Origin of the sequence: Cytobacillus sp., assembly GCF_032154635.1 — a bacterium.
Taxonomy (GTDB): Bacteria; Bacillota; Bacilli; order Bacillales; family Cytobacillaceae; genus Cytobacillus.
This window is the reverse complement of the sequence record NZ_JALDXW010000049.1, coordinates 1-25,178: the sequence shown is the minus strand read 5'-3', so window position 1 is coordinate 25,178 and position 25,178 is coordinate 1. Positions and strand designations below refer to the sequence as shown.

Genomic DNA, 25,178 nt, shown 5'->3' with positions numbered 1-25,178 from the left:
ATTGATATTTTTTAATGTCCCCCATGTCCTCCGCCGTCTGCAGAAGTAATTTCAAGCATCTGATCAATCATGCCCTGAGTATTCATCGAAACCGCCTTGCCTGATCCGATGATAAATGCATGGTTATAAGGACCTACTGTTGGATCATCTGTAAATGTTGGCTGCAGTTGACCTAAAAATGCATGTGTTTCATCAGATAGTTCCCCTTTTTCCAGCCAAATCAGCGGAGCGTGCTTCCCAAGATGGGCAAACGGCGCTCCTGCAACGGCAAAATCCGCATCCTCAGTTGAGACGAAATCAAGCCCGTGTCCTGGTTCTGTTAGTCCCCATCCAAATCCTGTTTTCTCATCTTTAAATTTGGCAAAGGCAATAGAAGCATCAACTGGATTTTTTCCATCTATTCTTGTCACTGTCCCAAATTCCTTTAAACTTGATTCCACTTCCTTCGATATAACTGTTTCCGGACCTAGTACATATATCCTTGCTTGGCTGTTTCTAAGTGATAGCGCCTCTTTCGTCGCCTCAGGAATCCCATCTTTCGTTACGTAAAGGATTGGTTCTGGCATATGGGCAATCCAATTTGCAGCAATTAATGAATACAATTTTGCTTCTTTATCAGATGAAACAATGATGAGACTATTTGGAAGTTCACCGCTTGCTTCTGCATATTTTTTATCAACATCTCTTGCAAACGCAGCAGGATCTTCTTCTTGAATTTGTTCCACTTGATAATCCTTAAGCTGGTCTAACACGTTTTGACCTGCCTTCCCCATGACAATTACCTCTGTCCCTTCTTTTGTACCAACTGGGCCAAGCCGAGCCAGTTCTTTTAATGTAGCTTCAGGTATCTCATTATTTTCATAAAATAAAACGGGTCCATTGTTCGGATGGTGAATGAGATCTGCCGCAGCAAGAGAAATCTGCCAATTATCCGCAGGGGCTAAAATGACTGCTCCTGGTCTATTTTCCATATGTGTGGATGGCCAGATTGTTTTTGATACTTTTATTGCAGCATCAATAATATTCTCTGCATTTAGTCTCGTTACATTTTTTGTACTAAACACATCGGAGAAACCTTCTGAATTCTCCCTTTCATCCATTGAACTGTGCTTCATTGCATCCGTACTCTCTGTTTTACTTTCATCCTTATTATTTGATGAACATGCCGACAACCCAATCATGACGATAAATAGAAAAAATAATGATAGAATTTTTTTCATTGGTAATCCCCTTTCTAATTCAAGCTTTTCTCACTTAAAATACCCAAAATATATGCAGAAATTATGCACAAATCACAAGTAAGCGATTCTCTGCATAAATTCTTCACATATTTACAGTAAAATAAAAGCAATCGATAGAAATTAGGTGAGCAGATTGAAAAAACTCTCTGTAAAGCTTGGGATATTATTTTTCTTAATTATATTTGGACTGATCACTTTCATGTTTTTCTTTTTGCATATGGGCATTGCTGAATCTAGAGTGGAAGAAGAGCTTAAAGCCCTGCAGGCTAGGGGAAATTCACATCGAGCCGTCCTTGAAAAGCATTTTGATAAAGAAACCATTGATCACGTCGTTTTAATGGAATCGGAATCATTGACAGATGTCATTATTACTAATAAAGACGGGAAAGTTCTCGGCTCCTCATCCGGTATTGCACAGTATGAGAAATATTTAAAGATACCCAACTCCCTCAATACAGCCGAGGGACAAATTGTTGAAGACAATTGGAAAGACGAACCTTATATTGCCACTGTTAGTCCTGTTGAAGTCAACGGACAGTTGACAGCCTATGTCTTTATGTTCGAAAACACGGTATCTGTACATTCGCTCATAAAAGGATTAAATGAGCACTTTTTTTTAGCAGGCTGGATCACCGTATGTCTGACAATCATTATTATCGTTTTTCTTTCAAAAGGAATCACAAAGCCGCTTCTGAAAATGAAAGAAGCCACATCACAAATGAGTAAAGGAGAATTTTCTGTTTCTTTGCCTATCACTTCTGATGATGAGCTAGGCGATTTAGCAAAATCCATAGAATTATTAGCAACCGATTTAAACTATTTAAAACAAGAAAGAAATGAATTCTTGGCTAGCATTTCCCATGAATTGAGAACGCCCTTAACATATATCAAAGGATACGCTGACATTGTTCAAAAACGAAAGCTCCCGGATGAAGAAAGAGAAAAATATTTAAAAATTATTGTGGAAGAGTCGAACCGGTTATCTGTACTAATCAAAGAATTATTTGATCTTGCAAAAATGGACCAAAATTCATTTGCCATCCAAAAGGAACGTATCGAATTAAAGCCGTTCTTTACAAAAATGGAACAAAGGCTATTCCTCGCATTTCAAGAAAAAGGCTTACATTTCACATTGCAATGCCCGCAAAATATATTTATCCAAGCAGATCCATTGAGACTTGAGCAAATTCTTCTCAACTTACTGGATAATTCCATCAAGTATTCTCAACCAGGAGGAGACATAAAACTAAAAGCTTGGCAAAGGAAAAAAGCGATTCATCTTGCCGTCCAAGATAACGGAAAGGGAATACCAGAAAAGGAGCTTCCACTCATCTTTAACCGTTTTTATCGGGTGGATAAATCAAGAACACGCTCTTTAGGTGGCACGGGACTAGGACTGGCGATTGTAAAGGAGCTTGTTCACGCGCATGGGGCACAAATACATGTGAAAAGCAAAGAACATGCAGGAACCGAGGTAGAACTAATCTTTAAGGGAGAACTGAAACAATGAAGACACTTTTACTCGTTGATGATGAACCAATGATGCTTGATTTATTATCACTATACTTATCTCCTATCGGGTATCATTGTATAAAAAAAGAATCTGCTCTTGAGGCAATACACTATTTAGAAACACATCCGGTTAATTTAATTCTTTTAGACATTATGATGCCTGAAATGAATGGACTAGACGCATGTGAGAAAATCAGGCAAATGTGGGACACCCCTATCATTATGCTAACAGCTATGAGTGAAAAATCGGATATTGTAAAAGGGTTAAATCATGGGGCGGATGACTATATATCTAAACCTTTTGACGAAGAAGAGCTAATCGCAAGGGTTGAAGCTGTTTTAAGAAGACAAAAAAACGAATCGGGAAAAATCTCATTCCGCGGTCTCTTTCTTGATCAAAACTCCTATGAACTCCTGTACAATGGGGTAGAAATTCTACTAACACCTAAGGAATTTGGAATGATGCGCTTATTTCTTACCAATCAAAATAAGGTTTTTACGAGAGAGCATTTAATCACTTCTATTTGGGGATATGAAGTTTCAACAGAAGATCGGACCATAGATTCTCACGTCCGAAATCTACGAGAAAAGCTTCGAAAAGCTGGATTCCCTGCAGATAATTACTTGCTAACAGTTTGGGGAGTTGGATATAAATGGGCGGGAAAATCATAACACATTATTGTTCTATACTGATAAACTAGCTCAATGACTAAATAAGCTGCAGCTATTATAAGGGAAGTTTTAATGGACTGCCCGGTGCATTAATTTGATAGGCAATCCATAAAATATTTTTTATAAATTTGTAGGGCTTTACCATTCCCATTCGTCTATTACAGGATAGGGAGAAAGTTTTTAGAAGGAGATTATCTATGAAAAAAGGAATATATCCATTTTTATTTTGGACAATGCTCATTTTTTATCTATTTTTATTAATAGATTTGTTATTTTTATCAAGAGGCACCTATAGAAACGTCAATCTCATCCCATTTGAGACCATCCGCAGTTATATTCATGTGGACGATGGCATCCGCACCAAATGGGTAGATGTTAACGTATGGGGAAATATTCTTATGTTTGTTCCTGCAGGGATTTATCTGATGATTATTAAAGGGAAGGCCATCAAAACCTTTTTAATCATTTGTGGTATGTCCTTAGGAGCTGAAATCATCCAATATATATTCGCTATTGGTGCAAGTGATATTGATGACCTTATATTAAACTCTCTAGGTGGTTTAATTGGAATACTGATTTATTTAGTATTGGAGAAAATGTTTAAAAGTGGGCATCAAATTAGAAAGCTAATAACCGTCGCTTCAGCCTTAGTAGGGATACCTATTCTATGTATCTCAATCCTAGCAACCATCACTAATTGGTAGTATGCTTTTCAATTTACAGAAGCCCTCTGTCAATATGATATCCGAGATCATTCCCCAATGCTTGTTATTAGCGTTTTTTCCCAAGCGCAACTTACTTGCCTTTCACTTACTTATATAAAACTGTACAAAAAGGTTGCTCTAGACCCACCCATCTTTTAAGTTGTATCATGATCAAGGGGTAATGGGGGGGAATGTTATTTGGAGGAGCAAAAATATAAAAATCTTAAATTAGGTGAGCGCGGGGCAATTATTAGTATTCTCGCCTACATCTGTCTATCTATCATAAAATTAGTTATTGCATACATGAGTGATTCTGCTGCTTTAAAAGCGGATGGACTTAACAATACGACCGATATTATTGCATCTATCGCTGTACTCATTGGACTTAAATTATCACAAAGACCGCCTGATAAAGATCACCGGTATGGACATTGGAAAAGTGAAACGATTGCATCAATGGTCGCCTCTTTTATTATGGTAGCAGTAGGTCTGCAAGTATTAATAGATGCGATCACCTCCATGTTTCAAGGAGAAAAAGAAGCGCCAGATATTATGGCGGCTTATGTAGGTGTTTTTTCTGCACTAGCCATGTACTTTGTATATCTTTACAACAAAAAGCTAGCGAATAAAATTAACAGCAAAGCCGTTATGGCAGCCGCAAAAGATAATCTTTCTGATGCGTGGGTGAGTATTGGAACAGCCATTGGTATATTTGGCTCCCAATTAAAAATGCCCTGGCTGGATACAGTAACTGCTATTATTGTCGGACTACTAATTTGTAAAACCGCCTGGGACATCTTTAAACAAGCTTCCCATGAACTTTCAGATGGATTTGATGAAAAGAAAATTCAACTTTATCAGGAAATAATCACAAAAGTGGATGGCGTGAAAGGAATAAAAGAAATTAAGGGAAGATACTATGGAAATAATGAGGTCATAGATGTTGTCATTCTTGTTAATTCCACGTTGGATATTAAAGAAGCACATGATATCGCAACCCATGTCGAAAAAGTCATGATGAAAGATTATGGGGTATATGATGTGCATGTTCATGTAGAGCCGAACTAAATAGCAAAAACATCTCTATATATAATAAAAAAGTCAAATTCCTATACGTCTAGAAACTTGAACATACTTTGACACAAAGAAAAATCAACGCCAATACCCGTTAGAATTAGGTTACCGGCGTTATTTCTGTCAATTTATGCATATGATAGGCATTCAATTTAAATAAACCTTTTGGATATCATTAATCTTTTGCATCAAATCATTTTTCAGTTCAACAGGGGAAATAATTTCAACTTTTTCAGCATAGCTTAAAATGACTGAGATCGCATACTCTCTTGAATAAAATATGGTTTGTACGTCAATAAAATCTCCGTGAAGTGTAAATTCTCCTGCAAATTGCTCGAACACTCGAGGCTGTGCCGATAAAGCAAAACGGAGGTGGGTGTTTGTGCCATGTTCTTGATCTAGACGTTTGTACTGTATTTTCCGAGTAAATGGCTCTTCTAACACTTCGAGATTAGTTATCCTTGAAACGCGAAAATAGCGCTTGTCTTTTCGTAATAGGCAATAGCTGTCTATGTACCAAGTTCCCCGCTCCCATAAAAGATTCAACGGGTCTATCTTTCTGGTTGATTCGTGGCCAAAAGCATTTGTATAAGTAAACTCAATCCTTTTCGTTTGATCGATCGCTTTTAGCAAGGGAAAAATAATCTCCTTCTCTTCCTCCGATGCGCTCATATCGAAAATAATTTTGTCCTGCCGATCCTCAAGTAAGAGGGCAGGCTGTAAGGTACTAAGCTTATTGATTATAGTTGTGTATTCTCTCCCTCCAACCGCACCATCCATTTCCTTTAAAAGATTGTAGATCACAGAAAAGTCATCAATTGAGAAGTATTGCTTAGTTAAGAAGAACCCGCTCATTAGTTCAAAACCGCCATCTGTACCAGAGAATGAAGTAACAGGGATACCCGATAGATTAATTAATTCAATATCACGATAGATTGTTCGAATAGAGACCTCGAACCTAGAAGCTAACTCCGTGGCTGTCACTCTCCTTTTGGTTAACAAAGCCATCGTGATGCCCAGCAAACGATCGAGTTTCATCTTCTTCCCTCCTCATATGAATAAACTTTTCTAGCAGCCTCTATTTCATTAGGTAAAATCAATATTAATAGAACTTTCTCTGACATAACATACTACTTTACAAGTATACATTTCAATCCCTTTTCTTCTCACTACGTGCAGACTATTATGATTGAACAATCCTGAAAAACATACGTACATCTTCAACAAATTGTTCAGGTTGTTCTAAGGCAAAAAAGTGACCGCCATTTTTATATTCTTTCCAACGAACAATGTTATGCTTTTTTTCAGCTAAACTTCTGATTGCTGTATCCTGAGACAGGGATAACAGCACTCCAGTTGGAACTGTACCACGCCCCTTTGGCACCCAAGCAGCTTCGTCATGCATGGACTCATAATAAACTTGAGCTGATGAACCAGCCGTTCCGGTAAACCAGTATAAGCTAACATTCGTCAGTATTCGATCACGGCTAATTGATTGCTCGGCCAAACCATCCATAGTATTTGACAATCTTTTAAAGATCTCGGCAATCCAGGCTAATTGGCCGATTGGAGAATCATTTAGTCCGTATGCCAGAGTTTGTGGGCTTTTAGATTGTATTTGCAAATAACCATCATTAAACGTCTCCAATCTTGTCATACGTGCTTGTTCATCTTCTGTCAAATGATCCAGCTCACCTTCTTCACCTGATGGAAAAGTAAGTAACGCGTTGAGGTGTATACCAATTATTCGTTCTGGTGAAATATGTCCCATCTCAGGAGCGATAAATGCGCCGGTGTCACCGCCCTGTACCCCGAACTGTTTGTAACCGAGTCGTTCCATTAACTGAATGAAAGCTTCCGCCATACGCCAAGGTGTCCAGCCTGGCTCACTTAATGGGATGGAATATCCAAAGCCCGGTATGGATGGAATAACAAGGTGAAATGCATCCGCAGCTTGCCCGCCATGAGCACGTGGATTCGTTAAAGGACCGATAACATCCAGAAATTCGACAAACGATCCCGGCCAACCGTGAATGAGCATCAACGGAGTTGCATCAGGTTCGTGCGACTTTATATGAAGAAAGTGAATGTTTTGCCCGTCAATTTTTGTTAAAAACTGAGGGTACTCGTTAAGTTGTGCTTCATGCATACGCCAGTCATAGCTATTTTTCCAATAATCACTCAGTTCCTCCATATACCACTTCGGCACACCGCGTTTCCATCCGGTTCCCGGCAGTTCATCTGGCAAACGTGCTCGATTTAATCGTTCTTTCAAGTCGTCAAGATCAACTTTTGAAACCTCGATACGGAAGGGATGAATGGAATCAACCACCTGATCTGAAGATTGGTTTGTCTGTTCAAAGTTACATGTACTCATACTAAAACTCCTTTCAATATTGGGATAATTACAGAATATACCTTCAATCCTGACATCTTGTATGTCAGGATTGAAAATTTTGATATGAACTCCTTCAAATTTTTTAAAAAGGCTAACAACTTAGTTTTCATAATTTAGCTAATGAATCAAAATGGTCGTACAATTTACTTCCTGATATATAAACTTTCATCATCACCCAAATTTCTGCTTGAACCTCCAGCCACGTCAGGTTTTATAATGAAATTATACTTTTTATGGGAGGGATTTTGATGAAAGGAAATAATAAGTTTTCTATTGGGGAATTTTCAGAAAGGACAGGAATTTCCATCCGTACTTTGCATTACTACGACGAAATCGGTCTTTTACAGCCAGAAAAGCATCCTACGTCCGGACATCGTATTTATAAACACCAAGATATTCTAACCTTGCAGAAAATCGTAAGTCTTAAGTTTCTTGGGTATAGTCTCGAAAAAATCAACAACTTGCTTCACGAATCGAGTTTTACTGATGATTTAAATGAAACTTTAACTCTTCACTTACAAGCATTAGAAGAAGAAAAAGAACAAATTGAACAATCAATGTCAGCTATTAAGAGAGTTATTAAGTTACTTGAGGAAGAGGGCGAAGTAGATAGTGCCATTTTATTCACTCTCATCCATAGCATGCAAACAGAGAATATACAAAAGGAATGGATGGAACGGCACATGCAACCTGATATAGCAGAAGAATTGTCAAAGAAGACAGAAGAAGAGAAATCCACCTTGGATCAGACATTTATTCAATTAGCTAAGGAAGTAAAACAACTTTACGGCAAACCTGTAGAGGACCCAATAGTACAAGAAATGATTAAAACGTTTCTAGAAGCATCTTTTGCATTTCTTGGTGAGGATTTGATGCAAAAACTAGCTGATGCTAACGTCGAAGAACTGGATATTCAGGAACTTGAAAATATGACACCCTCCCCGTTTACTGATGATGAGCAGCAATGGCTTAACGAGGCAATGGAATATTGTATGAAACAAGCAGAATTGAACCAGGAATAAAGTTATTTGGTGGAAGCACCCCTAAAGTACGGCAAAAGGAGAATCATGGTTCAACCTTGATTCTCCTTTATATAGTAGAATGTAGGGCATCTGCAAAATGCTTGATTCCTTCATCGATAGCCTTCTCCTTTTCTCTGGCAAAGGTAAATCGCACATGCCCTTTTTGAGATCCCATTATTCCACCAGGTACATAGATGACTCCCCGCTTAATCGCGTTTTCCAATAACTTCATTTCATCTACGTCTTTTTTTAATTTACACCAAATATGGATCCCACCTTGCGGAATCGTAAATTCTACTTGATCTTTTAAAAAGTAATGAAGGCTTGAGACAATTTGATAGCACCGTTTTTCTAGTTCCTTCACTAATTTCTGAATATGTGAATGGAAATGCGCTGACTCCAAAAAATCGTTAGCGATCCATTGAGTAAAGCTCGCATGTCCAAAATCAATTTGCTGTTTGGCATCAGATAACCTTTCTATTACTGAACTCGGACCAATAATCCAGCCGATTCTAAGACCCGAAGCGACAACTTTTGATAAAGAACTAATATAAAGAACATTCCCGTGCCTATCCATTGACTTTAACGTTGACACCCCTTCGCCTTTAAAAGACATTAGACTATATGGATCATCTTCCACTACAGGTATGCCATGTTCAGAAGATATCTCCAAAATAGCTTGCTGCTTTTTCGCATTTAGCAAAGTGCCTGTTGGATTTTGAAAGGCTGGATTCAAAAATATCATTCGAATGCGGTGTTTTTTATGTAATGCCAATAACTCATCCGTGTCTATTCCCTCATCATTGACCGGTAAATAGTACGTTTTTATACCTGCTGTTTGAAATATTGGAAGGTTGTAATGATAGGACGGGTCCTCTATTAAAACGGCATCGCCAGGCTTTAACAAACATTGAACGACTAAATGCAAAGCTTGCTGCGCTCCAGAAGTAATTAAAATTGAAGCGAAGCTTGTTTCAATTTTTCGCAGTTCCTTCACATGCTTTGCAATGGTTGTCCTCAATGCTGCATTCCCCAGAGGATGATCATAACCTAACCGACCGATAAACGAGCGAGTGGACGTAATCTCCCTTAATGCACTCGTTGGAAAGAGATCTTCTGATAATTCACCGCTGGCTAGATTAATTAGTTTTTTCTCTTCCATCTCTTTACGTATTCTTTGGTTGAGCGGCAAATTGGGCAAAAATGAACCGGCTTCTATATATCTGTTCCAACTAGGGATACGTTTTTTCGTTATCCCCCATATATCCTGGCTTATCATCGTGCCACTTCCGCGTATTCGTTGAACTAAACCATTTGATTCAAGCTCATCATATGCAGATACAACTGTACTTCTATTGATATGTAGCTCTTTAGCTAAGCATCTCTCGGATGGAAGAGGTTTATCTGGCGGAAAGGTCCCATCAGCAATTCCGTTTTCAATAAACTCGGCAATTTGTTTATATATCGGCTTTTTAGCTTTTCGGTCAAGATTCCAGTCCATTTCACTCCATCTCTTTCCATTCAAAATTGTAAACTATTTTTTGTTACTTTGATCTATTATAACGAAAATTAGATCATGTTTTGAATTCTCCTGATCCATATATGGTTAAAGCTAACTCCTTTAAGCAAAAAAGCTAATGTACACACCAAGGGCGATAATAGATAAAAAAATAACCGCAACATATATTAATGTTAAGTTAGTCGTATTTTTTTTCGTCGTTTCACTATATGTTTCATCCGTTTTCCTCGTTACCATTAAAGTCCCAACCAAGGCAATTAACAAAATAAATAAGACAAAGGCTATTAGTAATTTCATCGTCCACCTCTATAAAAAATGATTTAATCACCTGCATTTAAGTAATCAGTATAAATTAAATTAAAAAGAATTGACCCATCCACTTTTGAATAATTTTTACCATCCACTTCACACACGAAGAAAAATGCCCTCGTTCTAAATCACAAAAAAGGAATGGATTTCACCACTCCCTTGACGGCATATCCATTTTCCTTGCCATTTTTATAAACAAAATTTTGATTTATAATCAGCATTGTTACTACTACTGAATGATAAAGCCCTTTATTGATTGAAAATTTTATAATCAATTTCATTTTCACTTTTAGCAATAATAAAAAGAAACACGGTACGAAGCCATTATTTTGAGTGTCATGGAAACGTTAATTAATAAAAATAAAGTTCTGCTAGACCTCTATTATATGATTAGCAATCAATTCACGTATATGGCACTCCGAGAGCCGCGTTTAAAAGATATACTTTCTTTATTAGAGGACCTAATCCCTAATCCTGTTCATTAGCACAATAAACAATGGCTGCCCAAAGACAGCCACTTATCTTCACTCTTGTTACCATTTAATGGAAGTTCATTCCTTCATAAATTTAGTGTCAATTATTACGAGTCCTTCCTTCTGGAACAATAATTCTGCTATTGTTCCATTATCTAATCATTTATCCATTGATTTATTTGTTACCAATGAAGACGATTTCTTTTGTCTTAAAGTAAATGCTACTAATAACCCAACAAGGGCAATTATAGCTTCAATAATCAATGCCATACGCACTGCATCGGTCAAAAGGGCATTCCCCATTTGTTCCAATGAACCACTAGTATTGAAGGTAGCTGAGATGATTGCCATAATTACAGCCAACCCCACTGCGGAGCCAATTTGTTGACCTGTATTTATAATAGCAGCTGCAATACCTTGTTGTTTCATTTCAATACCTAAACTAGCAGCAATAAACATGGTTGTAAATACAAATGCTTGACCCAAACCTATAATAATAGTACCTACTATCATTGCCCAAATAGAGCCGTATACAGTTAATTGGGTAAGAATAATAAAACCAAGCGCTCCAAGTGCCATTCCAGTCCCCATTGTTCCAGCAATCCCTATTCGACTAATCATTCTATTAATAAACTTAGAACCTACTAAAGCACTAAGTGTTAAAGGTAGAAAGCTCACTCCTGATTGAATCGCAGAGAAATGTAATACTTCTTGAGTGTAAAGAGTTAAAAAATAATAAAGTGTACCAAAAGATGCAGAAAACAAAGCGGCACTGATTGTAGCGCTGGTTAAACTGCGAATACGAATCAGACTAGAAGGTATTAATGGTTCGCTTGTACGTTTCTCAATCATTACAAACAATAAAAGTAAACAAACTCCTATAAATCCAGGGATGATTGTTGTCTGATTTGTCCAGCCCTCAAGCGGCGATTGAATTAGATAATAAACCACTAAAATCATTCCTGCTGTCACTGAAACAGTACCAGCTAAATCGTAATGACGTGTAGTTGAAGTAACTTTACTCTCTTGAAGAGCAATTGGTGCCAGTAAAATAACTAGAATTGTAATTGGTACATTTACTAAGAAAATTGCTTCCCATCCAAAATAATTTGTTAACAGGCCGCCAAGCAATAACCCGAGGGATAAACCGACTCCTCCCATTGCTGCCCATACTGACATCGCATGGTTTCTTTCTTTGCCTTCCTTAAAATTTGACATAATCAATGATAGAGTTGCAGGAGATAATAGTGCTCCACCTAGTCCTTGAATACCTCTTGCTACAATGAGCATCATATCAGAATTAACTAACCCTCCAAGCAGAGACCCGAAACCGAATAATCCGATTGCTATTATAAACATCTTTCTTCTTCCCAATAAATCTGACAATCTTCCTCCTATTAGTAATAATCCTCCGTAAACTAGAGAAAATGCACTTACTACCCATTGTAATGAATTTGCAGAGAAACCTAATTCTGCAGCAATAGATGGCAAACCTACAAAAATAATCGTGTAATCGAGTGCTAAGATTAGTTGAGATACAGCCAAAAGAGTTAGGGCTAACCCCTTAAATTGCTTTTTTTTCATTAAATATTCTTCCTTTCTTTTCAGACCGAACAGTCTATAATTTACATAAAAAAATAATCAAAACAATACATATAAAATTAATATTTCGGACTGAACGGTCAAAAATAATCAAAATAGAATGAAGCCTTTTAATTAGCTTCACTTTTAGTCCAATGTCGTGAGAATAACAGAAACAAAATCATCTAATACTTTATGATCCGATGATAACTTAGCTACCTGTGTTAATGAATACCTGGAATGATTCAGATACTTAGCCAAAGCACTTAAGTCTTTTGGCTTTCCAAGTTCTCCCTGTTCCTGAGCGCGTACTAATGCTTTATAAAAAGCTTCTTCTAACCGTTTTAAATCTTGGTTGAAAAACTCTGCGATTTCCAAATCATGAGGTACTTGAGCGATTGCACTATCCATTATAAAGCATTCTTTACGTCTTGAATCATCCTTTAAGACAGTAATTCCCTCATAGAAAATTTCAGTAATTGCCTTTTTTACTGACCCAGGACTCTCTAAATACGATATTACAGCCGCACTTTTTCCATTGATATAATGTTTGACTGCAGAAATAAACAGATCCCTTTTTGTACCGTAAGTGTCGTATAAACTTTGACGCGCGATTCCTAAACCTTCTATTAAATTTTGCAGCGAAGTCCCTTCGTAGCCATAATGTCCAAAAATCTCCATAGATTTATGTAACACAATAGATGGATCAAACTCTTTATTTCTTGCCATTTGTTATACTTGCCTCCTTTCTGAATATTATTTTATTCATTTCGGACTGATTAGTCAATAAAGAAATCTTAACAAAGAAATTAATCTCCATTAAGTGCTCAAGTATGTGCTGCGTTTTAAATTTGAACAACATATTCTAAATTTTAATTCAGCTATTTTTATGCTAATTCCATTGACTCTCAGCAGATTTCAGTCTTATTATATTTATATTGACTCAATTCATTATAAATAGTCATTAAAGGAGAAGAGCATATGCCAAAGATCATAAGTGAGCAGGAGAAAGAGCAAATCAAATATGCAATGTATGTCAAAGGAATAGAGCTCATTCGTAAGAAAGGCATGAAGCGAGTTACGGTTGACGATATTACAGCAGCTGTGCAAATAGCCAAAGGTTCCTTTTATACCTATTATCCTTCCAAGGAAGAATTTCTCTACCACATTATGAGGCAAAATGAGCAAGCTTTATTTGACCGAATTCTTGAAATCGGAGCTAGCTCGGGGCATTTTAAGGACAAGATTACGCATGCACTTCATGAAATTTACTTGGCACCAGATAGCCTTGCACTCTATATTCAGCCATCGGACCTGGAATATTTGTTGCGCAAGCTTCCAGATCCTATTAACAAAAAGGAACAGGAAAAATCCAAAACTAATTTTCAGCGTACAATGAATGTGTTGGGGATAGAGGATACTCAATGTGATTATAGCGTACTTGCGAATTTAATGGATGGCTTGCATTTTATTGCCTCTAATCATAACCAATACGGTGAACAAGGAAGAGCACAAGCATTAAGCATTCTTGTAGACGCAATTGCAGAATATCTAAGCAAGTGTAAGCAAAATTCAACCAAAAATAACTAGAGGAGGCATTCACATGAATCAATCTCTGATTATTTCCATAGCAGCTATAGCATCTATCAGTATGGCGATTTATTGGTTTCTCTACACAAAGAAGCGTGCAGCATCCTGTCAAATTCATACACCAAACGGAATAGATGAGGGAGAGTATGTGACGATCGGTGGAATCCAGCAGTTTTTATATCATCGTGGTGAAAATAAGGATCATCCCGTCCTCTTATTCCTGCACGGAGGTCCTGGCAGTCCGATGCTTCCCTTTGCCCAAGACTTTCAGTTTCCTTGGGAAGATAAAGTAACCGTTGTTCACTGGGAACAGCGAAACAGCGGTAAAACCTTCTTTGCGAATGATCCCCAGAAAGTCACGCCGACAACAACGATTGAACAAGCATTACAGGATACATATGAAGTTGTGAGATATTTACAAAAGAAATATAACAAAAAGCGAATCCTTCTGCTTGGTCATTCATGGGGTTCTATCTTAGGGAGTCTATTCACCTTGCAATTTCCGCAGATGGTTCAAGCCTATATCGGAGTTGGACAAGTTGTAAATATGTTTGAAAACGAACGAATTGGCTACGAGAAAGCATTGGAATGCAGCAATCAAGTAGGAAATCAGAAAGATATTAGCACCTTACAGGCTTTAAGCCCTTATCCCGAGCACCCATTTAGTGATGCCATGATCAAGAAGCTAATCAAACTCCGTAAGTTGCAGGGTAAGTATAAGCTTGCGATGCAACCATCACTCCAACTAGTCACGAGCGTACTATTTTCTCCCTTTTACTCGTTCAAAGATATTAAATACATGTTAATGAGCGATATACTAGAAATAAAACAGCGTGCTATTTTGGAATCTTTGTTTAAATCCTATGATCTAAATATGTTAACTTCAGACTATCAAGTTCCAGTATTCTATATCCATGGCGAAGATGACTGGCAAACGCCTTATCCTCTCGCTCGCACATACTTTGAACAACTCAATGCGCCAATGAAACAATTTTACTCAATACCAAATGCTGGACATGTGACAATGCTTGATCAGAAGGAGCTATTCAACGAAGCTTTATTCGACATTATCGATCAAATCAAACATTAATTTTCCAAAGCCATACCAGCATACGCCACCATGATGGTATGGGACTCATATATCTTAACCAAGTCAGTATGCAAAAGCTGCGCATTTTGTGTCTAATGTGAATGACATGCCCCTCTAAAATGATCAAATTTTTTTATGAAAGATTTGGTTGTATCCCGAAAAAAGAATCTATTTTGATCAATCTTTTTTCATACTAGAGTTTTTGAAGTTACTGTTAGATAAGGGTTGAGGAATTTTTTTTAATCCATCTTTATTCCAAAGCTACATCTATGCGCTTTTCTGAAATAAGGAAAGCGTCTTTCTTCATGAAAAGGGCCAGATTCTTGAATAATAGCTTTAAATTGAGTGGCATATATATATGTTGAAATTAAGAAGGTTATTAAGAATTGTACTTTTAAGGGAGAATGGGATTATGGATTGCAAACGTTTTGAAATTATTTATACTCAAGGAAAGCTAGAATTTTTTAAGATTATTCGTTTATAACTAGACGGGGGTTCTATATGTTGAATCTTACTGCTGCTGGAAGTGGACTAACCGTTATGGTTGATCAAGAAGGAAAACCCTTGGTAGATGAAAATTTTTAAAAATAGTCGAGAATGAGTTAAAGTGCCCATTTGGTAAAAGTTTATTCCAGAATCAGGCACGACTGTTGAATAGAATGACTCACATTTTTTAACAACTTTATTATTATTTTAATAGACTTTATTATAAATTTAACAACTATATTATCTTTGTACTAATAAAGTTCCCTCGTTATAAACTATCTACCTCAATTATTTTCAAACTATTTTTAATAGCGTTAATTAACAATAAACACATATAATATATCCAGGCACCTGCAGTGGCAGATGTCTAAAAAATTTGGGTTGAAAGAGGAGGCAAATAACATGCAAACTTCATCAAAAAAAATTACAGTAGAAGCAACCATTCAAGCACCGTTAGAAAAGGTGTGGAATTATTGGACTGAGCCCAAGCATATAACAAAATGGAACAACGCTTCGGATGATTGGCATACACCATTTGCAGAAAATGACTTAAGAGCGGGCGGTAAATTCGTTTCTAGAATGGAAGCAAAAGATGGCAGTGCAGGTTTTGATTTTGGCGGGATCTATGATGAAGTATGTTTGCATGAGGTGATTGCTTATACCATGGGTGATGGAAGAAAAGTAAGAATCACTTTTAAGGGTCAAGAAAACGAAACCAAAATAATTGAAACTTTTGATGCCGATCCAACAAATCCATTTGAGTTTCAGCAACAAGGATGGCAGGCGATTTTAAATCATTTCCAAAAATACGTTGAGCAAACAAACAATTAAAAATTCCCAGCTGTTGGCTATGAAGATTCCAATATATAGAACGGATGAATAAAACTTGACGAAGACTGGAGATAGAAACAAGATTTTTTAAGGTCTCTTCACGTATCCTAAAATTATTAAATAGCCATAAAAATAAGGTGCTGTCCAAAAAGTCAGGGTGACTGACCTTTGCACAGCACCTTTTACAGGATATTTATAAAGGCTTTGAACCATCCTAAAGTCAATTACCTCCTATTGAACAAACGCTACCCTCTAGCTTAAGTTTACTAACACAAAAAGGGATCAATGGCTGATCCCTTTTTTAAATATTCACCGTATTATTTGCTTAATTGACTTTTCTACAAAAGATATTGCAAAATCTTCCGTCACTTTATTTAAAGGAAATACAAAAACATATATTGTATTATTATCATATTTAAAAGTAAAAGACATGAACTCTCCTATTATTTTATCTCCGATTACTCTATAACTAACGGGATGTCCTGCGATTATTTTTTTATCACCATATAAAAATTTATTAATTAAGCTTTTGCCACTTTCTTCTAGGCTTAAAATATGGATATAAGCCTTTATTTTTTCTTTTTTTATAAATTCACCATAAAGTAACTCAATTGGTTCTCCTCCTATCACTCCTGGTTCATTTATTCTTTTAAATTCTTTAGCACCCGCTTTATCAGCATCAAAATTACTGTAAGCAAGACTAGCAACTGCAGCCTTACTTTCTATTATTTCCTCACCTACGCCCCTACTGTCCATCATGAGAAAAGACATTTTTAAGGGAAGGTCCTTATGATATGGAATATATACAGGTGTTTTCATTGCATCCGAAAGTTCTTTTTCAAGATCCGTGTATGGAGATTTAACCTTCTGGTCAGCACTTTGATAATTGTTTTCAACAAAGGCAGCTAAAAAATAGCCTGCAAAAATGATGAATATTCCTGAAAAAACAGTAGTTAAAACTTTCTGTTTATCCCACTTAACTTTTCGGCTTTTAGCTTGTTCTATCGTTTCTATAATCTTAGTATGGATAACAGCTTTATCTTCCCCATCTAAATCGATCCTTTGAAAATCTTTAAATGAATTATCGAACTTAGTTTCTTCATTGTGTTTATTCATGCACATACCCCTCCTTTAACATTTGTTTCTTTAAGGCATTTAAAGCTCTATACAAGGTAATTTTTACTTTACCTTCAGACCAATCTAAAATTTCTGCTGTTTCTCGGATTGTTAATTCCTTTATTTTCCTTAAAATGATGACCTCTCGATACGATCTTTTTAATTTTATAAGGGAATGATAAAGTTCTTTCTCACTTTCCCCTAATTGTGTGACTTGCTCTGGAAGATAATCGTTTGTCGCAAGGGAGGCATAGGAATCAACTATAAATCGAAAGGGCTTTCTCTTTCGTGCATCGTCAATTGTTGTATTCCTTGCAATACGAAACAACCAATTTCTTACACTTGCTTCACCTCTAAAACTTCTCATGCTCTTATACGCTTTAATAAAAGTATCATGCGTCAAATCTTTAGCTAATTCATGATCAGCAGTTAGCATAAGGATGTAGCGATAAATTTCATCGCTATGGCTCCAGTACCAATCATTTAACTTTTGTAATGCTAGTTCTTCCTCCAAATAATTCACCTCTTTCGAACTGAATTTCTAATAATTTTTAATTGCTTTAATGACGTATGAAGATACAAATAGTTACACTTTTTCGTTTATTCCGACTAGATAAAAATGGAACTAAAAAAAGATGACCCCTGTTCAATACAGAGATCATCTTCTTCATGCTGCCTAACCTTATTTAAAATATCTTTTACAGAAAACACAATTAAATTTTTTTGCCGTTATTTTTCCTAAGAATTAATCAGAAGCAGTGAATGATTCTCTTTAGGATCAAAAGGGGACGGAATCTCTTCTCCTTTCGAGTTTGTAAATTTAATAGAGGAAGGATCAGCCTTTTTGTCCAATGACCATAGCATGACATTCTCTGCCCCTCTAATTTCCTCTATCTTATTCGTTTCAATTAGAACTTCCTTAATTTCTGTTCCAGTAAGGTCAACAACCGTACCTTTTTTCGCAGAGCTTATTACAACTCTTGTTTCCTTTAAGCCTTCCCCTTTAAGGGTAGCTGATTTTTTCAGCCAAATGCCTTCGGTGATTGTTGAGGTTTTATCCATAATAATTAACGTATTATCCTGACCGATGACAAGTTTTTTTGCTTTGAAGTTGACCAGATCGTACACTTTGTCATACTTCGGTTCTTCTGGCTTAACTGGATCCTTCAGAGTCGTTTGAATTAATACAGGGTCATGGTCGCTCGCACGGCCATGTTCTTCCATAAAGCCGGAATTAATATGAACAATATCTACTTCAGTTGAAGCTGCTAAATTATTGGATACTAAAATATGATCTAAAACCTGTGCATTCCCTTGGTAGTTATACGTATAGCGCTCTTCTGCTGAAACTTTTTCAATCATATTTGTTAATTCTTGTCCTTTTAATGCTTTCAACGGATTAGAAAATTCAAAATCATTAAAGTCACCGAGCAATACGATATTTGCATTCGGGTCCTTGGATTGAATATCTTTAACAAAACTGTTTACAACCGCAGAAATTTCCATCCGCTGTTTTTCACTATTTAAAACTGGAGGCTGAGTTTTTCCAAACAGAGGAAGATCCCCGCCTTTAGAGTTAAAATGGTTTGCAACAACGATGACATTTTCCCCTTTAAATTCAAACTGTGCTGCAAGCGGTTTACGGCTTGAATGGAAAGCTGAATTCGTCGGGTCAATACGGCCTGGATTAAGTGTAAGCTTGCCATTCTCAAATGCAACTGCTTCAGTTGGAGAGCCTTTTATCCCGTCCATTAATGATACACGTTCAGGATTGTAAAGGAAGCCAACACGAATATTTCCACCTGGCTGTCCGCCATCTAATTTATCTACTGGGGCAATATCTGTATAAACATATGCAGGGCCGCCTAAAGACACTATTTTTGCGATTAATTTCGCCGCACTTAGGCTGGCATCAGTCGTTCCGCTGTCCGTTGGTCCATCATTGTCCTGAACCTCTGTCAAGCCAATGATGTCCGGCTGTTTCATATTCTTCACAATAGCTTCTGCTAATCTAGTAACCTTTGAATCATCCGTTTTCGTTGAAAAGTTTTCTACATTATATGATGCTATCGTCAGTTTTTCATCTTCCGGTAAGATTGCTGTTGCTTCGCGCTCATTTGTCCCAGGTACCAATGGCGGCAATTTTGCTTTATCACTTAGGATTTTATAATTGCTATAGCCATAGCTTACAACCCCCTGAATAGATCCATTAAAGCGATCCCCCATTTTAGCAACAAATGATTGATCATTAATATCAATTGTCATTCTTTCTGGGTTAAAATCCGTTTCTGTAATGCGTAATCCACCGGCTTTTGTATTTGTGGGAATATTCTCGGGAACAACAATAACTTCTCCATATTTCTGCGGTGCTACAACCTTAGGGTTATTAATCTGTACGAGCATACCCTCAAGGCTCTCAAAAAAGTCAATGCCATCCTCCTCAGGATCAAAAGAGGAAAAACCGTCGTTGTCGATCACTTCCAAAGGCGGCGTACGATCGACTCCTATTACAACAGGAGCAGGCAGTTCTTGATTGCTTTCAATTATTTGAATCGTAGTTGCATTAATTTCAGTGACTGGGAGGTCGGTTTGCAGTTTTTCAGCATACCCTTCCAATACCCATTCTTTCACCTGACCACTAGCTTTTACAACATCCCCCACTTTTACATTATGGGACTTTTTATAAACTAAAATGCCTTCAGAAGTATTGGGGTCATCATCTGGCTGCCTGTCTTGCATATAAAAATTGCTTCCATCTACAACATAAGTAACAATGCCCTCAATACCTGCCACTTTCTGATCTGCGTATGGAGAATAATGTCCAGACCCTTGAATATCATGAATTCGGATCGTATCCTCCCGTTGGATCATATAATCGTATTCAGTTACTTCACTATCTGTTAGACCAGCTTTGACGGCAATCGCTTTAATAGTGACTGGCGCATTGATTTCGATCGGCTCAGTGTAAAGTGTGCTGAATGTAGTAGGCTCAGACCCATCTAAAGTAAAATAGATTTCTGCACCTTTTGTAGCTGTCGCTAATTCTACTTTTGTACCTTTAAAAACCGCACCTCCACCCGGATTAGCAGTAACAGCTTGAACCTTATCAGGATCCGTATCCTCGGCAAATGAATAAGAAGTAGGGCTTTTCAAACCTGGAACAGCAAAATAAGCTGTCAAAGTACCAGAAATATAAATTTTCTTTCCCAAGTTCTCTGGGTGATCCGCTAGATTCAATGCTGTTCTAATAGCACCTGATGGCAGCTGAACAGGCAAGATTTTTGCTGCATCTGTTTCATCTGCTGAATCTGCAATGGCAATATTGGTGGTAACGGTAAAAGGTCCACTATGCTGATATTTAGGACCATTATTTGTAACACCAACGATGTACCCTTCAACCGTTGCCGAACCACTATTATTGGCAATGGCCTCCGCAACAGTAATTGTTGCCGCCGCTCTAGATGCATGCTCAGGGAACGGATTAAACAGGCTAAAAATCATTGTAAAAATCAGAATAAGGCCGAAAATCTTTTTCTGAGGTCTACCTCTCATTTGAACTCCTCCAGATTCTATTAATTTATTTATTCCTTCTTCTCATTTAGTTAAGCACGCCTCTATTATCTTCACAATTATATTTTTGTAAATTTTATATGAAATACCAAAAATAAGAAAAAGAGACTAGTCACATATAGGTTTAACTACTCAAATATGTTAAACAAAATGAAAGCCGCCAATTGACTGAACCTTCAATTGGCGGGCATATGAACAACTATTTTTTTACAATCCTCCTGGAGTTCTAACACTTAACGGAATGTTTTCATATTCTTCTGGGTTTAATTGATAAACAGTTCCATCTGTCACACTATTGATAATGCCCATGAGGCCTGTTTCAACTGTTTTAACGAGCTGGCCTCTCTTCTTTTGGCCGAAGTTTTGCGTTTGCCCACTGACTTCGAAGAGAACGGCTCCGCTTCCATTTAATGCAAATGCTCCTAAAGCTGTACCTGGCAAGTCGATCGTTTGGTCATACAACGAAATATTTGTAAATACAGAATTTCCTTTTTCCTGAAGTGCATTATATAAGGCGAGATTTAGTTGCCTTGAAAAATCGTAATTATAGTTTTCTGCGTATTCAGCATATTTTTCCCCGCCAGGGCTGTTTGGATGCTTAACGAACTTTCCTGAAATGGACATTGTTACACGATCATCCGTCCCCTCTACATATGGGAATCCTTGATGGTGAAGATCAATGAACACGTCTACTTTTCCGAATTGTTCCTTTAAACTCTTATATACATCTCTAAGTGTTTGCGCTTCAGGCGTAATATACCAGCCGTATTTATTCGATGCTCCAGGAAAATCTTCAGGCTTAGGAACATAATTTAAGTCTGGATTAAAGTCTCGATTCACATCAAATCCCGGGTCGAGATCATAATTGTAACTCCCTGGATAATTGTAATAATTCCAGGAAGGCTGGACATTTGCTAACTGAGGAAATTTCGCAACTACCTCCGCCCAGTCCATGTCATTTGCACGGCGATCAAGCTCGGAGCCATCAGCATTCATCATGGGAATAACGACGATCGTTAATTCATCCAAAATCTTTTTTGCTTCTTTTGAATTACTTGATCCAAGATTCTGCAAAATATTTAATAGCGCAACCGTTCCCGTTTTTTCATTTCCATGAATCTCACTTTCGATTAATACAACCTTATCCCCATGGCCAACTGTTACCTTATAGATGTCACGCCCTAAATTTGTTTTACCCGCTGTTTCAACTTTCACTTTCCCTTGGCTTGATTTTTTAATCTGCTCTAATTTTCTTCCTAGCTCTTCATAGCTAATGAATCCCTCAATCGATAGGTTTTCCCCCTGTTGAGGGCTTGGCCCTGGTTCAGCAAAACCAACAATCGGTACAGCCAATAACGATGCAGCTAAAGCCGTTGAACTTAAAACCTTCCAAAGCTTATTCATTTTCCATTCCTCCACTCTTTTTTATGTGTATTCCTTGGAGTATTTCTATAATCTTTTCCCGTTTCCTCTTCCTTTTTTGAAAATGAATAGATAAGACTAAACAAGGAAAAAACAGCTTGGTAACTAAGCATTCATTATTTTCAGATTATTTACAAAAACAAGTTCCTTCGAACTATTTCTAGTCACGAAAGTTTCTGCTTACGAAAGATGTGGAAGAATTTGTAATAATAAAATAAAAAAGATGACACCTGTGTATTACAGAGTTCATCTTCTTAAGGCAGCCTGACCTTTTTATAAATATCAATTATATATAGTGGTACATCTTGTAAAGGACGATCCCATAATGATGTACCATTAATGTTTTTTTACATAAAGGTTAATCTTCAGCTACTGTTTAAAAATTCTATACAATAAAAATACCCCACCTATAATTATTGTTAAAAGAATGAAGAGTATTAGACTCGGGACACCCATATTTGATAACACTTTTTCCGCTCCTTCCTCCCGCTTTAATTGAACTGCCAATAATTACTCCCTTTTATGATATCAATTATTTTAGTTAGAGAACGGAAAGAGTTTGAATTTTTCGTATAATATTATTCAAGTAATTGACCCTGGTCTGTTATGGAAATACTGTCTTAGTGTGGATGTTCCGAGAAAATGTTAGCGAGACCCCGACTCTAATTAAAAAATATAAACTACAAAACTATTTACTCGTTTTTATTGTTTAATCTCTTTTCCATCAGTTCCGCCATTTGTTTCGAATTTGGATTTCCTTCATTTTGTAATTTTTCAATGATATTCATATAATCCGTTTCATTTCTGTTCTGACTTAGTTTATATGCGGCCTGGATTTCTTCCACTTTAATCTTAAATCCAACAATCCCTTTCAGTTGAGTTTCTAATAGTTCAGGAGGAAGCTTATCCCATAAAACTGGTTTTTCACGATTTTGTTCATATTTTTCCAACATTCTTGTTAATTCTTTAATTAACTCATTTTTGTCTAAAATACTTGCTTTTCCATACATATGGATCGCCTGATAATTCCAAGTTGGTACGTTTTCATGTGAATACCAGGAAGAAGAAACATAAGCATGCGGACCCTGAAACATAACAAGCACATCTTCACATGTTTCAAATGTTCTCCACTGAGGATTTCCATATGCCATATGCCCTGTAATATAGTAATCATCACCTTTTTTATTTACCCCTAATGGCAAATGAGTGGCAATTGGTTTTCCTTGTTCTGTTGAAATAATCGTGCCAAAAGAGTGATTTTGAGCAAAATCCCAAATTTCGTCATTATTTGTGACTTTAAAGTACTTTGGAATATACATAATCATCCACCTTTCCAAAAAGTTATATGAGCGTTTTGGTCATTATAAAGTCTATTTGTTCTTCCTCACCCATATAAAAAGAGTGGGCACCTGTTCGAACAAACCCCATTTTCTTATAAAAAGCGATAGCATTTTCATTTTTTTCCCAAACACCAAGCCAGATTTTCTTTTTCTTACGTTCCATCGCAATGGCCATCGCTTTATTCAGCAGATATTTACCAAGCCCAAGTTTTTGAAATTTGCTCTTTATATATATCCTCTCAACTTCAAGCGACTCATTCCCCATTTCTTCAGACTGGGCATCATTGGTATTAACTTTTAAATAACCAGCAATTTCATTATTAAAATAAACAAAAAAGAATTCCGAAGCAGGATTGCATATTTCTTTTTCTAATTGTTTTAAGTTAAATGCCCTTTCCAAATAAGCTTTCATATTTTCGCGTGAGTTCTGATGCTTAAATGTGTCATTAAATGTTTCATGACTAATTTCTTGAAGATTGCCTAAATCTTCAAGCGTACACTTTCTTATATTCATGGTCATATAAATATCTCGCTCCTCAATAATTTCTCTTGTTTCCCTTTTTAACAAATTCCCAATCTTTTTCGACATTTTTTCTTACTCTTTGCAAAAAATTGAAGATGGCATCTGCTTCTGTTTTAGAAAATCCCTCTAATGCCATACGATTGGAATAGTCATTTTCTTTTTTGATAAACGGATACACCTGTTTCCCTTTCTCTGTTGGAAAAAGTTTTTTAATTTTTTTGTTATCGTGATCATCTTTCTTTTCAATAAAACTATTCATTTCAAGTTTTTTTATCGCACGTGCTGCAGTTGTTCGATCTACTTTTATCATTTCAGCTACCTTTTCTTGAATGATTCCTGGGTTTTCACATATTCGCACAAGGTACAAATACTGCCCTTTTGTAAGTTCATATTCTTTAAATTCTATATTACTAATAGAATCTAATGCTCTTGCTATCATTCCAATTTCTCGAAGAATTTCCTTCATGCTTACCTCCTTAGTGCGTTTTTGCTGAAGATGCAACAAAAATATATAAACTTAATTTAACGTATTTTTGTTGTATTTGCAACAAAACCTCGAAAGTTTAAAAAGTATCTTGTCTTGTAATCTGTTAATTTTAATTTCTTCATATATAAACAAAACTTCTTCGGAATAAAAAAGCTGCTATACATGTAGACTAACCTAGATAAATGAGACACAATAAAACACCTTCGAAATGGTACACT

The 25,178-nt window shown here is 36.7% G+C and carries 23 protein-coding genes; 9 read left to right on the top strand and 14 right to left on the bottom strand.

Annotated elements, in window-relative coordinates; genetic code table 11:
- Window positions 1-11: 11 nt before the first annotated feature.
- The gene (locus tag RUH74_RS21595; protein WP_313804051.1) at window positions 12-1,220 is read right to left on the bottom strand and encodes a cell wall-binding repeat-containing protein; all 1,209 of its coding nucleotides are present in this window, start codon (window positions 1,218-1,220) and stop codon (window positions 12-14) included.
- Window positions 1,221-1,374: 154 nt separating this feature from the next.
- Between RUH74_RS21595 and RUH74_RS21590 the strand changes: the two genes are divergently transcribed.
- From RUH74_RS21590 to RUH74_RS21575, 4 genes are all read left to right on the top strand, one after another.
- Window positions 1,375-2,751, top strand: coding sequence for a sensor histidine kinase (locus RUH74_RS21590; protein WP_313804048.1), 1,377 nt, complete (start codon window positions 1,375-1,377; stop codon window positions 2,749-2,751).
- A complete protein-coding gene (locus RUH74_RS21585; RefSeq protein WP_313804045.1) occupies window positions 2,748-3,425 on the top strand; it encodes a response regulator transcription factor in 678 nt (225 codons plus the stop codon). The genes RUH74_RS21590 and RUH74_RS21585 overlap by 4 nt, the downstream gene beginning before the upstream one ends.
- Before the next feature lie 197 nt (window positions 3,426-3,622).
- On the top strand, window positions 3,623-4,129 hold the full coding sequence (locus RUH74_RS21580; RefSeq protein WP_313804042.1) for a VanZ family protein: 507 nt from the start codon (window positions 3,623-3,625) through the stop codon (window positions 4,127-4,129).
- A gap of 198 nt (window positions 4,130-4,327) precedes the next feature.
- Complete coding sequence (locus RUH74_RS21575; protein ID WP_313804039.1) at window positions 4,328-5,197, top strand: cation diffusion facilitator family transporter; 870 nt, start codon at window positions 4,328-4,330, stop codon at window positions 5,195-5,197.
- Between the two features lie 153 nt (window positions 5,198-5,350).
- On the opposite strand, the gene RUH74_RS21570 is transcribed toward RUH74_RS21575, so the two are convergent.
- Together RUH74_RS21570 and RUH74_RS21565 are read right to left on the bottom strand one after the other, a co-directional pair.
- On the bottom strand, window positions 5,351-6,241 hold the full coding sequence (locus tag RUH74_RS21570; RefSeq protein ID WP_313804036.1) for a helix-turn-helix transcriptional regulator: 891 nt from the start codon (window positions 6,239-6,241) through the stop codon (window positions 5,351-5,353).
- Window positions 6,242-6,386: 145 nt separating this feature from the next.
- Window positions 6,387-7,580: an epoxide hydrolase family protein gene (locus tag RUH74_RS21565; RefSeq protein WP_313804033.1), complete on the bottom strand. Its 1,194-nt coding sequence runs from the start codon at window positions 7,578-7,580 to the stop codon at window positions 6,387-6,389.
- Window positions 7,581-7,849: 269 nt separating this feature from the next.
- Here RUH74_RS21565 and RUH74_RS21560 point away from each other — a divergent pair, with 269 nt between their 5' ends.
- Window positions 7,850-8,623 (top strand): MerR family transcriptional regulator, encoded by a 774-nt coding sequence (locus RUH74_RS21560; RefSeq protein ID WP_313804030.1) that lies wholly within the window; start codon window positions 7,850-7,852, stop codon window positions 8,621-8,623.
- A 67-nt stretch (window positions 8,624-8,690) separates the two neighbouring features.
- Here RUH74_RS21560 and pdxR read toward each other — a convergent pair whose 3' ends face one another.
- The 4 genes from pdxR to RUH74_RS21540 all read right to left on the bottom strand — a co-directional run bounded on the left by pdxR (window position 8,691) and on the right by RUH74_RS21540 (window position 13,234).
- Entirely contained in the window at window positions 8,691-10,124 is a 1,434-nt protein-coding gene (pdxR, locus tag RUH74_RS21555) for a MocR-like pyridoxine biosynthesis transcription factor PdxR (protein WP_313804027.1), read from the bottom strand.
- 120 nt (window positions 10,125-10,244) lie between these two features.
- Window positions 10,245-10,439 carry a hypothetical protein gene (locus RUH74_RS21550; RefSeq protein WP_313804024.1) on the bottom strand — a complete coding sequence of 65 codons (195 nt, stop codon included), beginning with the start codon at window positions 10,437-10,439 and terminating at the stop codon, window positions 10,245-10,247.
- Window positions 10,440-11,083: 644 nt separating this feature from the next.
- Window positions 11,084-12,469: an MFS transporter gene (locus RUH74_RS21545; RefSeq protein ID WP_313804021.1), complete on the bottom strand. Its 1,386-nt coding sequence runs from the start codon at window positions 12,467-12,469 to the stop codon at window positions 11,084-11,086.
- A 183-nt stretch (window positions 12,470-12,652) separates the two neighbouring features.
- Entirely contained in the window at window positions 12,653-13,234 is a 582-nt protein-coding gene (locus RUH74_RS21540; RefSeq protein ID WP_313804018.1) for a TetR/AcrR family transcriptional regulator, read from the bottom strand.
- 252 nt (window positions 13,235-13,486) lie between these two features.
- On the opposite strand from RUH74_RS21540, the gene RUH74_RS21535 reads away from it, so the two are divergent.
- From RUH74_RS21535 to RUH74_RS21525, 4 genes are all read left to right on the top strand, one after another.
- A complete protein-coding gene (locus tag RUH74_RS21535; RefSeq protein ID WP_313804015.1) occupies window positions 13,487-14,095 on the top strand; it encodes a TetR/AcrR family transcriptional regulator in 609 nt (202 codons plus the stop codon).
- 13 nt (window positions 14,096-14,108) lie between these two features.
- Window positions 14,109-15,185, top strand: a complete 1,077-nt coding sequence (locus RUH74_RS21530) for an alpha/beta fold hydrolase (RefSeq protein WP_313804012.1) — start codon at window positions 14,109-14,111, stop codon at window positions 15,183-15,185.
- A gap of 501 nt (window positions 15,186-15,686) precedes the next feature.
- A complete protein-coding gene (locus RUH74_RS24205) occupies window positions 15,687-15,770 on the top strand; it encodes a DUF6440 family protein (protein WP_396230135.1) in 84 nt (27 codons plus the stop codon).
- Window positions 15,771-16,073: 303 nt separating this feature from the next.
- Window positions 16,074-16,502 carry an SRPBCC family protein gene (locus tag RUH74_RS21525; protein WP_313804009.1) on the top strand — a complete coding sequence of 143 codons (429 nt, stop codon included), beginning with the start codon at window positions 16,074-16,076 and terminating at the stop codon, window positions 16,500-16,502.
- 309 nt (window positions 16,503-16,811) lie between these two features.
- Here the strand turns inward: RUH74_RS21525 and RUH74_RS21520 are convergent, their stop codons facing one another.
- The 7 genes from RUH74_RS21520 to RUH74_RS21490 all read right to left on the bottom strand — a co-directional run bounded on the left by RUH74_RS21520 (window position 16,812) and on the right by RUH74_RS21490 (window position 24,939).
- Window positions 16,812-17,618 carry a hypothetical protein gene (locus RUH74_RS21520; RefSeq protein WP_313804006.1) on the bottom strand — a complete coding sequence of 269 codons (807 nt, stop codon included), beginning with the start codon at window positions 17,616-17,618 and terminating at the stop codon, window positions 16,812-16,814.
- Window positions 17,611-18,132: an RNA polymerase sigma factor gene (locus tag RUH74_RS21515; RefSeq protein ID WP_313804003.1), complete on the bottom strand. Its 522-nt coding sequence runs from the start codon at window positions 18,130-18,132 to the stop codon at window positions 17,611-17,613. The genes RUH74_RS21520 and RUH74_RS21515 overlap by 8 nt, the downstream gene beginning before the upstream one ends.
- A 224-nt stretch (window positions 18,133-18,356) precedes the next feature.
- Window positions 18,357-21,170, bottom strand: a complete 2,814-nt coding sequence (locus RUH74_RS21510) for a DUF6359 domain-containing protein (protein WP_313804000.1) — start codon at window positions 21,168-21,170, stop codon at window positions 18,357-18,359.
- A gap of 225 nt (window positions 21,171-21,395) precedes the next feature.
- The gene (locus RUH74_RS21505) at window positions 21,396-22,592 is read right to left on the bottom strand and encodes a M14 family zinc carboxypeptidase (protein WP_313803997.1); all 1,197 of its coding nucleotides are present in this window, start codon (window positions 22,590-22,592) and stop codon (window positions 21,396-21,398) included.
- 710 nt (window positions 22,593-23,302) lie between these two features.
- Entirely contained in the window at window positions 23,303-23,929 is a 627-nt protein-coding gene (locus tag RUH74_RS21500) for an FMN-binding negative transcriptional regulator (protein ID WP_313803994.1), read from the bottom strand.
- Between the two features lie 22 nt (window positions 23,930-23,951).
- On the bottom strand, window positions 23,952-24,470 hold the full coding sequence (gene paiA, locus RUH74_RS21495; RefSeq protein ID WP_313804054.1) for a spermidine/spermine N(1)-acetyltransferase: 519 nt from the start codon (window positions 24,468-24,470) through the stop codon (window positions 23,952-23,954).
- Window positions 24,471-24,486: 16 nt separating this feature from the next.
- Window positions 24,487-24,939 (bottom strand): MarR family winged helix-turn-helix transcriptional regulator, encoded by a 453-nt coding sequence (locus RUH74_RS21490; RefSeq protein ID WP_313803991.1) that lies wholly within the window; start codon window positions 24,937-24,939, stop codon window positions 24,487-24,489.
- Between the last annotated feature and the right edge of the window lie 239 nt (window positions 24,940-25,178).

Bases quoted from the DNA above. Each gene is read 5' to 3' on its own strand.
- RUH74_RS21530 (WP_313804012.1), top strand. From the start codon at position 14,109: ATGAATCAATCTCTGATTATTTCCATAGCAGCTATAGCATCTATCAGT.
- RUH74_RS24205 (WP_396230135.1), top strand. From the start codon at position 15,687: ATGTTGAATCTTACTGCTGCTGGAAGTGGACTAACCGTTATGGTTGAT.
- RUH74_RS21540 (WP_313804018.1), bottom strand. From the start codon at position 13,234: ATGGCAAGAAATAAAGAGTTTGATCCATCTATTGTGTTACATAAATCT.
- RUH74_RS21505 (WP_313803997.1), bottom strand. From the start codon at position 22,592: ATGAATAAGCTTTGGAAGGTTTTAAGTTCAACGGCTTTAGCTGCATCG.
- RUH74_RS21580 (WP_313804042.1), top strand. From the start codon at position 3,623: ATGAAAAAAGGAATATATCCATTTTTATTTTGGACAATGCTCATTTTT.
- RUH74_RS21510 (WP_313804000.1), bottom strand. From the start codon at position 21,170: ATGAGAGGTAGACCTCAGAAAAAGATTTTCGGCCTTATTCTGATTTTT.
- RUH74_RS21490 (WP_313803991.1), bottom strand. From the start codon at position 24,939: ATGAAGGAAATTCTTCGAGAAATTGGAATGATAGCAAGAGCATTAGAT.
- RUH74_RS21565 (WP_313804033.1), bottom strand. From the start codon at position 7,580: ATGAGTACATGTAACTTTGAACAGACAAACCAATCTTCAGATCAGGTG.
- RUH74_RS21550 (WP_313804024.1), bottom strand. From the start codon at position 10,439: ATGAAATTACTAATAGCCTTTGTCTTATTTATTTTGTTAATTGCCTTG.
- RUH74_RS21500 (WP_313803994.1), bottom strand. From the start codon at position 23,929: ATGTATATTCCAAAGTACTTTAAAGTCACAAATAATGACGAAATTTGG.
- RUH74_RS21525 (WP_313804009.1), top strand. From the start codon at position 16,074: ATGCAAACTTCATCAAAAAAAATTACAGTAGAAGCAACCATTCAAGCA.
- RUH74_RS21585 (WP_313804045.1), top strand. From the start codon at position 2,748: ATGAAGACACTTTTACTCGTTGATGATGAACCAATGATGCTTGATTTA.
- RUH74_RS21560 (WP_313804030.1), top strand. From the start codon at position 7,850: ATGAAAGGAAATAATAAGTTTTCTATTGGGGAATTTTCAGAAAGGACA.
- RUH74_RS21570 (WP_313804036.1), bottom strand. From the start codon at position 6,241: ATGAAACTCGATCGTTTGCTGGGCATCACGATGGCTTTGTTAACCAAA.
- paiA (WP_313804054.1), bottom strand. From the start codon at position 24,470: ATGACCATGAATATAAGAAAGTGTACGCTTGAAGATTTAGGCAATCTT.
- RUH74_RS21595 (WP_313804051.1), bottom strand. From the start codon at position 1,220: ATGAAAAAAATTCTATCATTATTTTTTCTATTTATCGTCATGATTGGG.
- RUH74_RS21535 (WP_313804015.1), top strand. From the start codon at position 13,487: ATGCCAAAGATCATAAGTGAGCAGGAGAAAGAGCAAATCAAATATGCA.
- RUH74_RS21520 (WP_313804006.1), bottom strand. From the start codon at position 17,618: ATGAATAAACACAATGAAGAAACTAAGTTCGATAATTCATTTAAAGAT.
- pdxR (WP_313804027.1), bottom strand. From the start codon at position 10,124: ATGGACTGGAATCTTGACCGAAAAGCTAAAAAGCCGATATATAAACAA.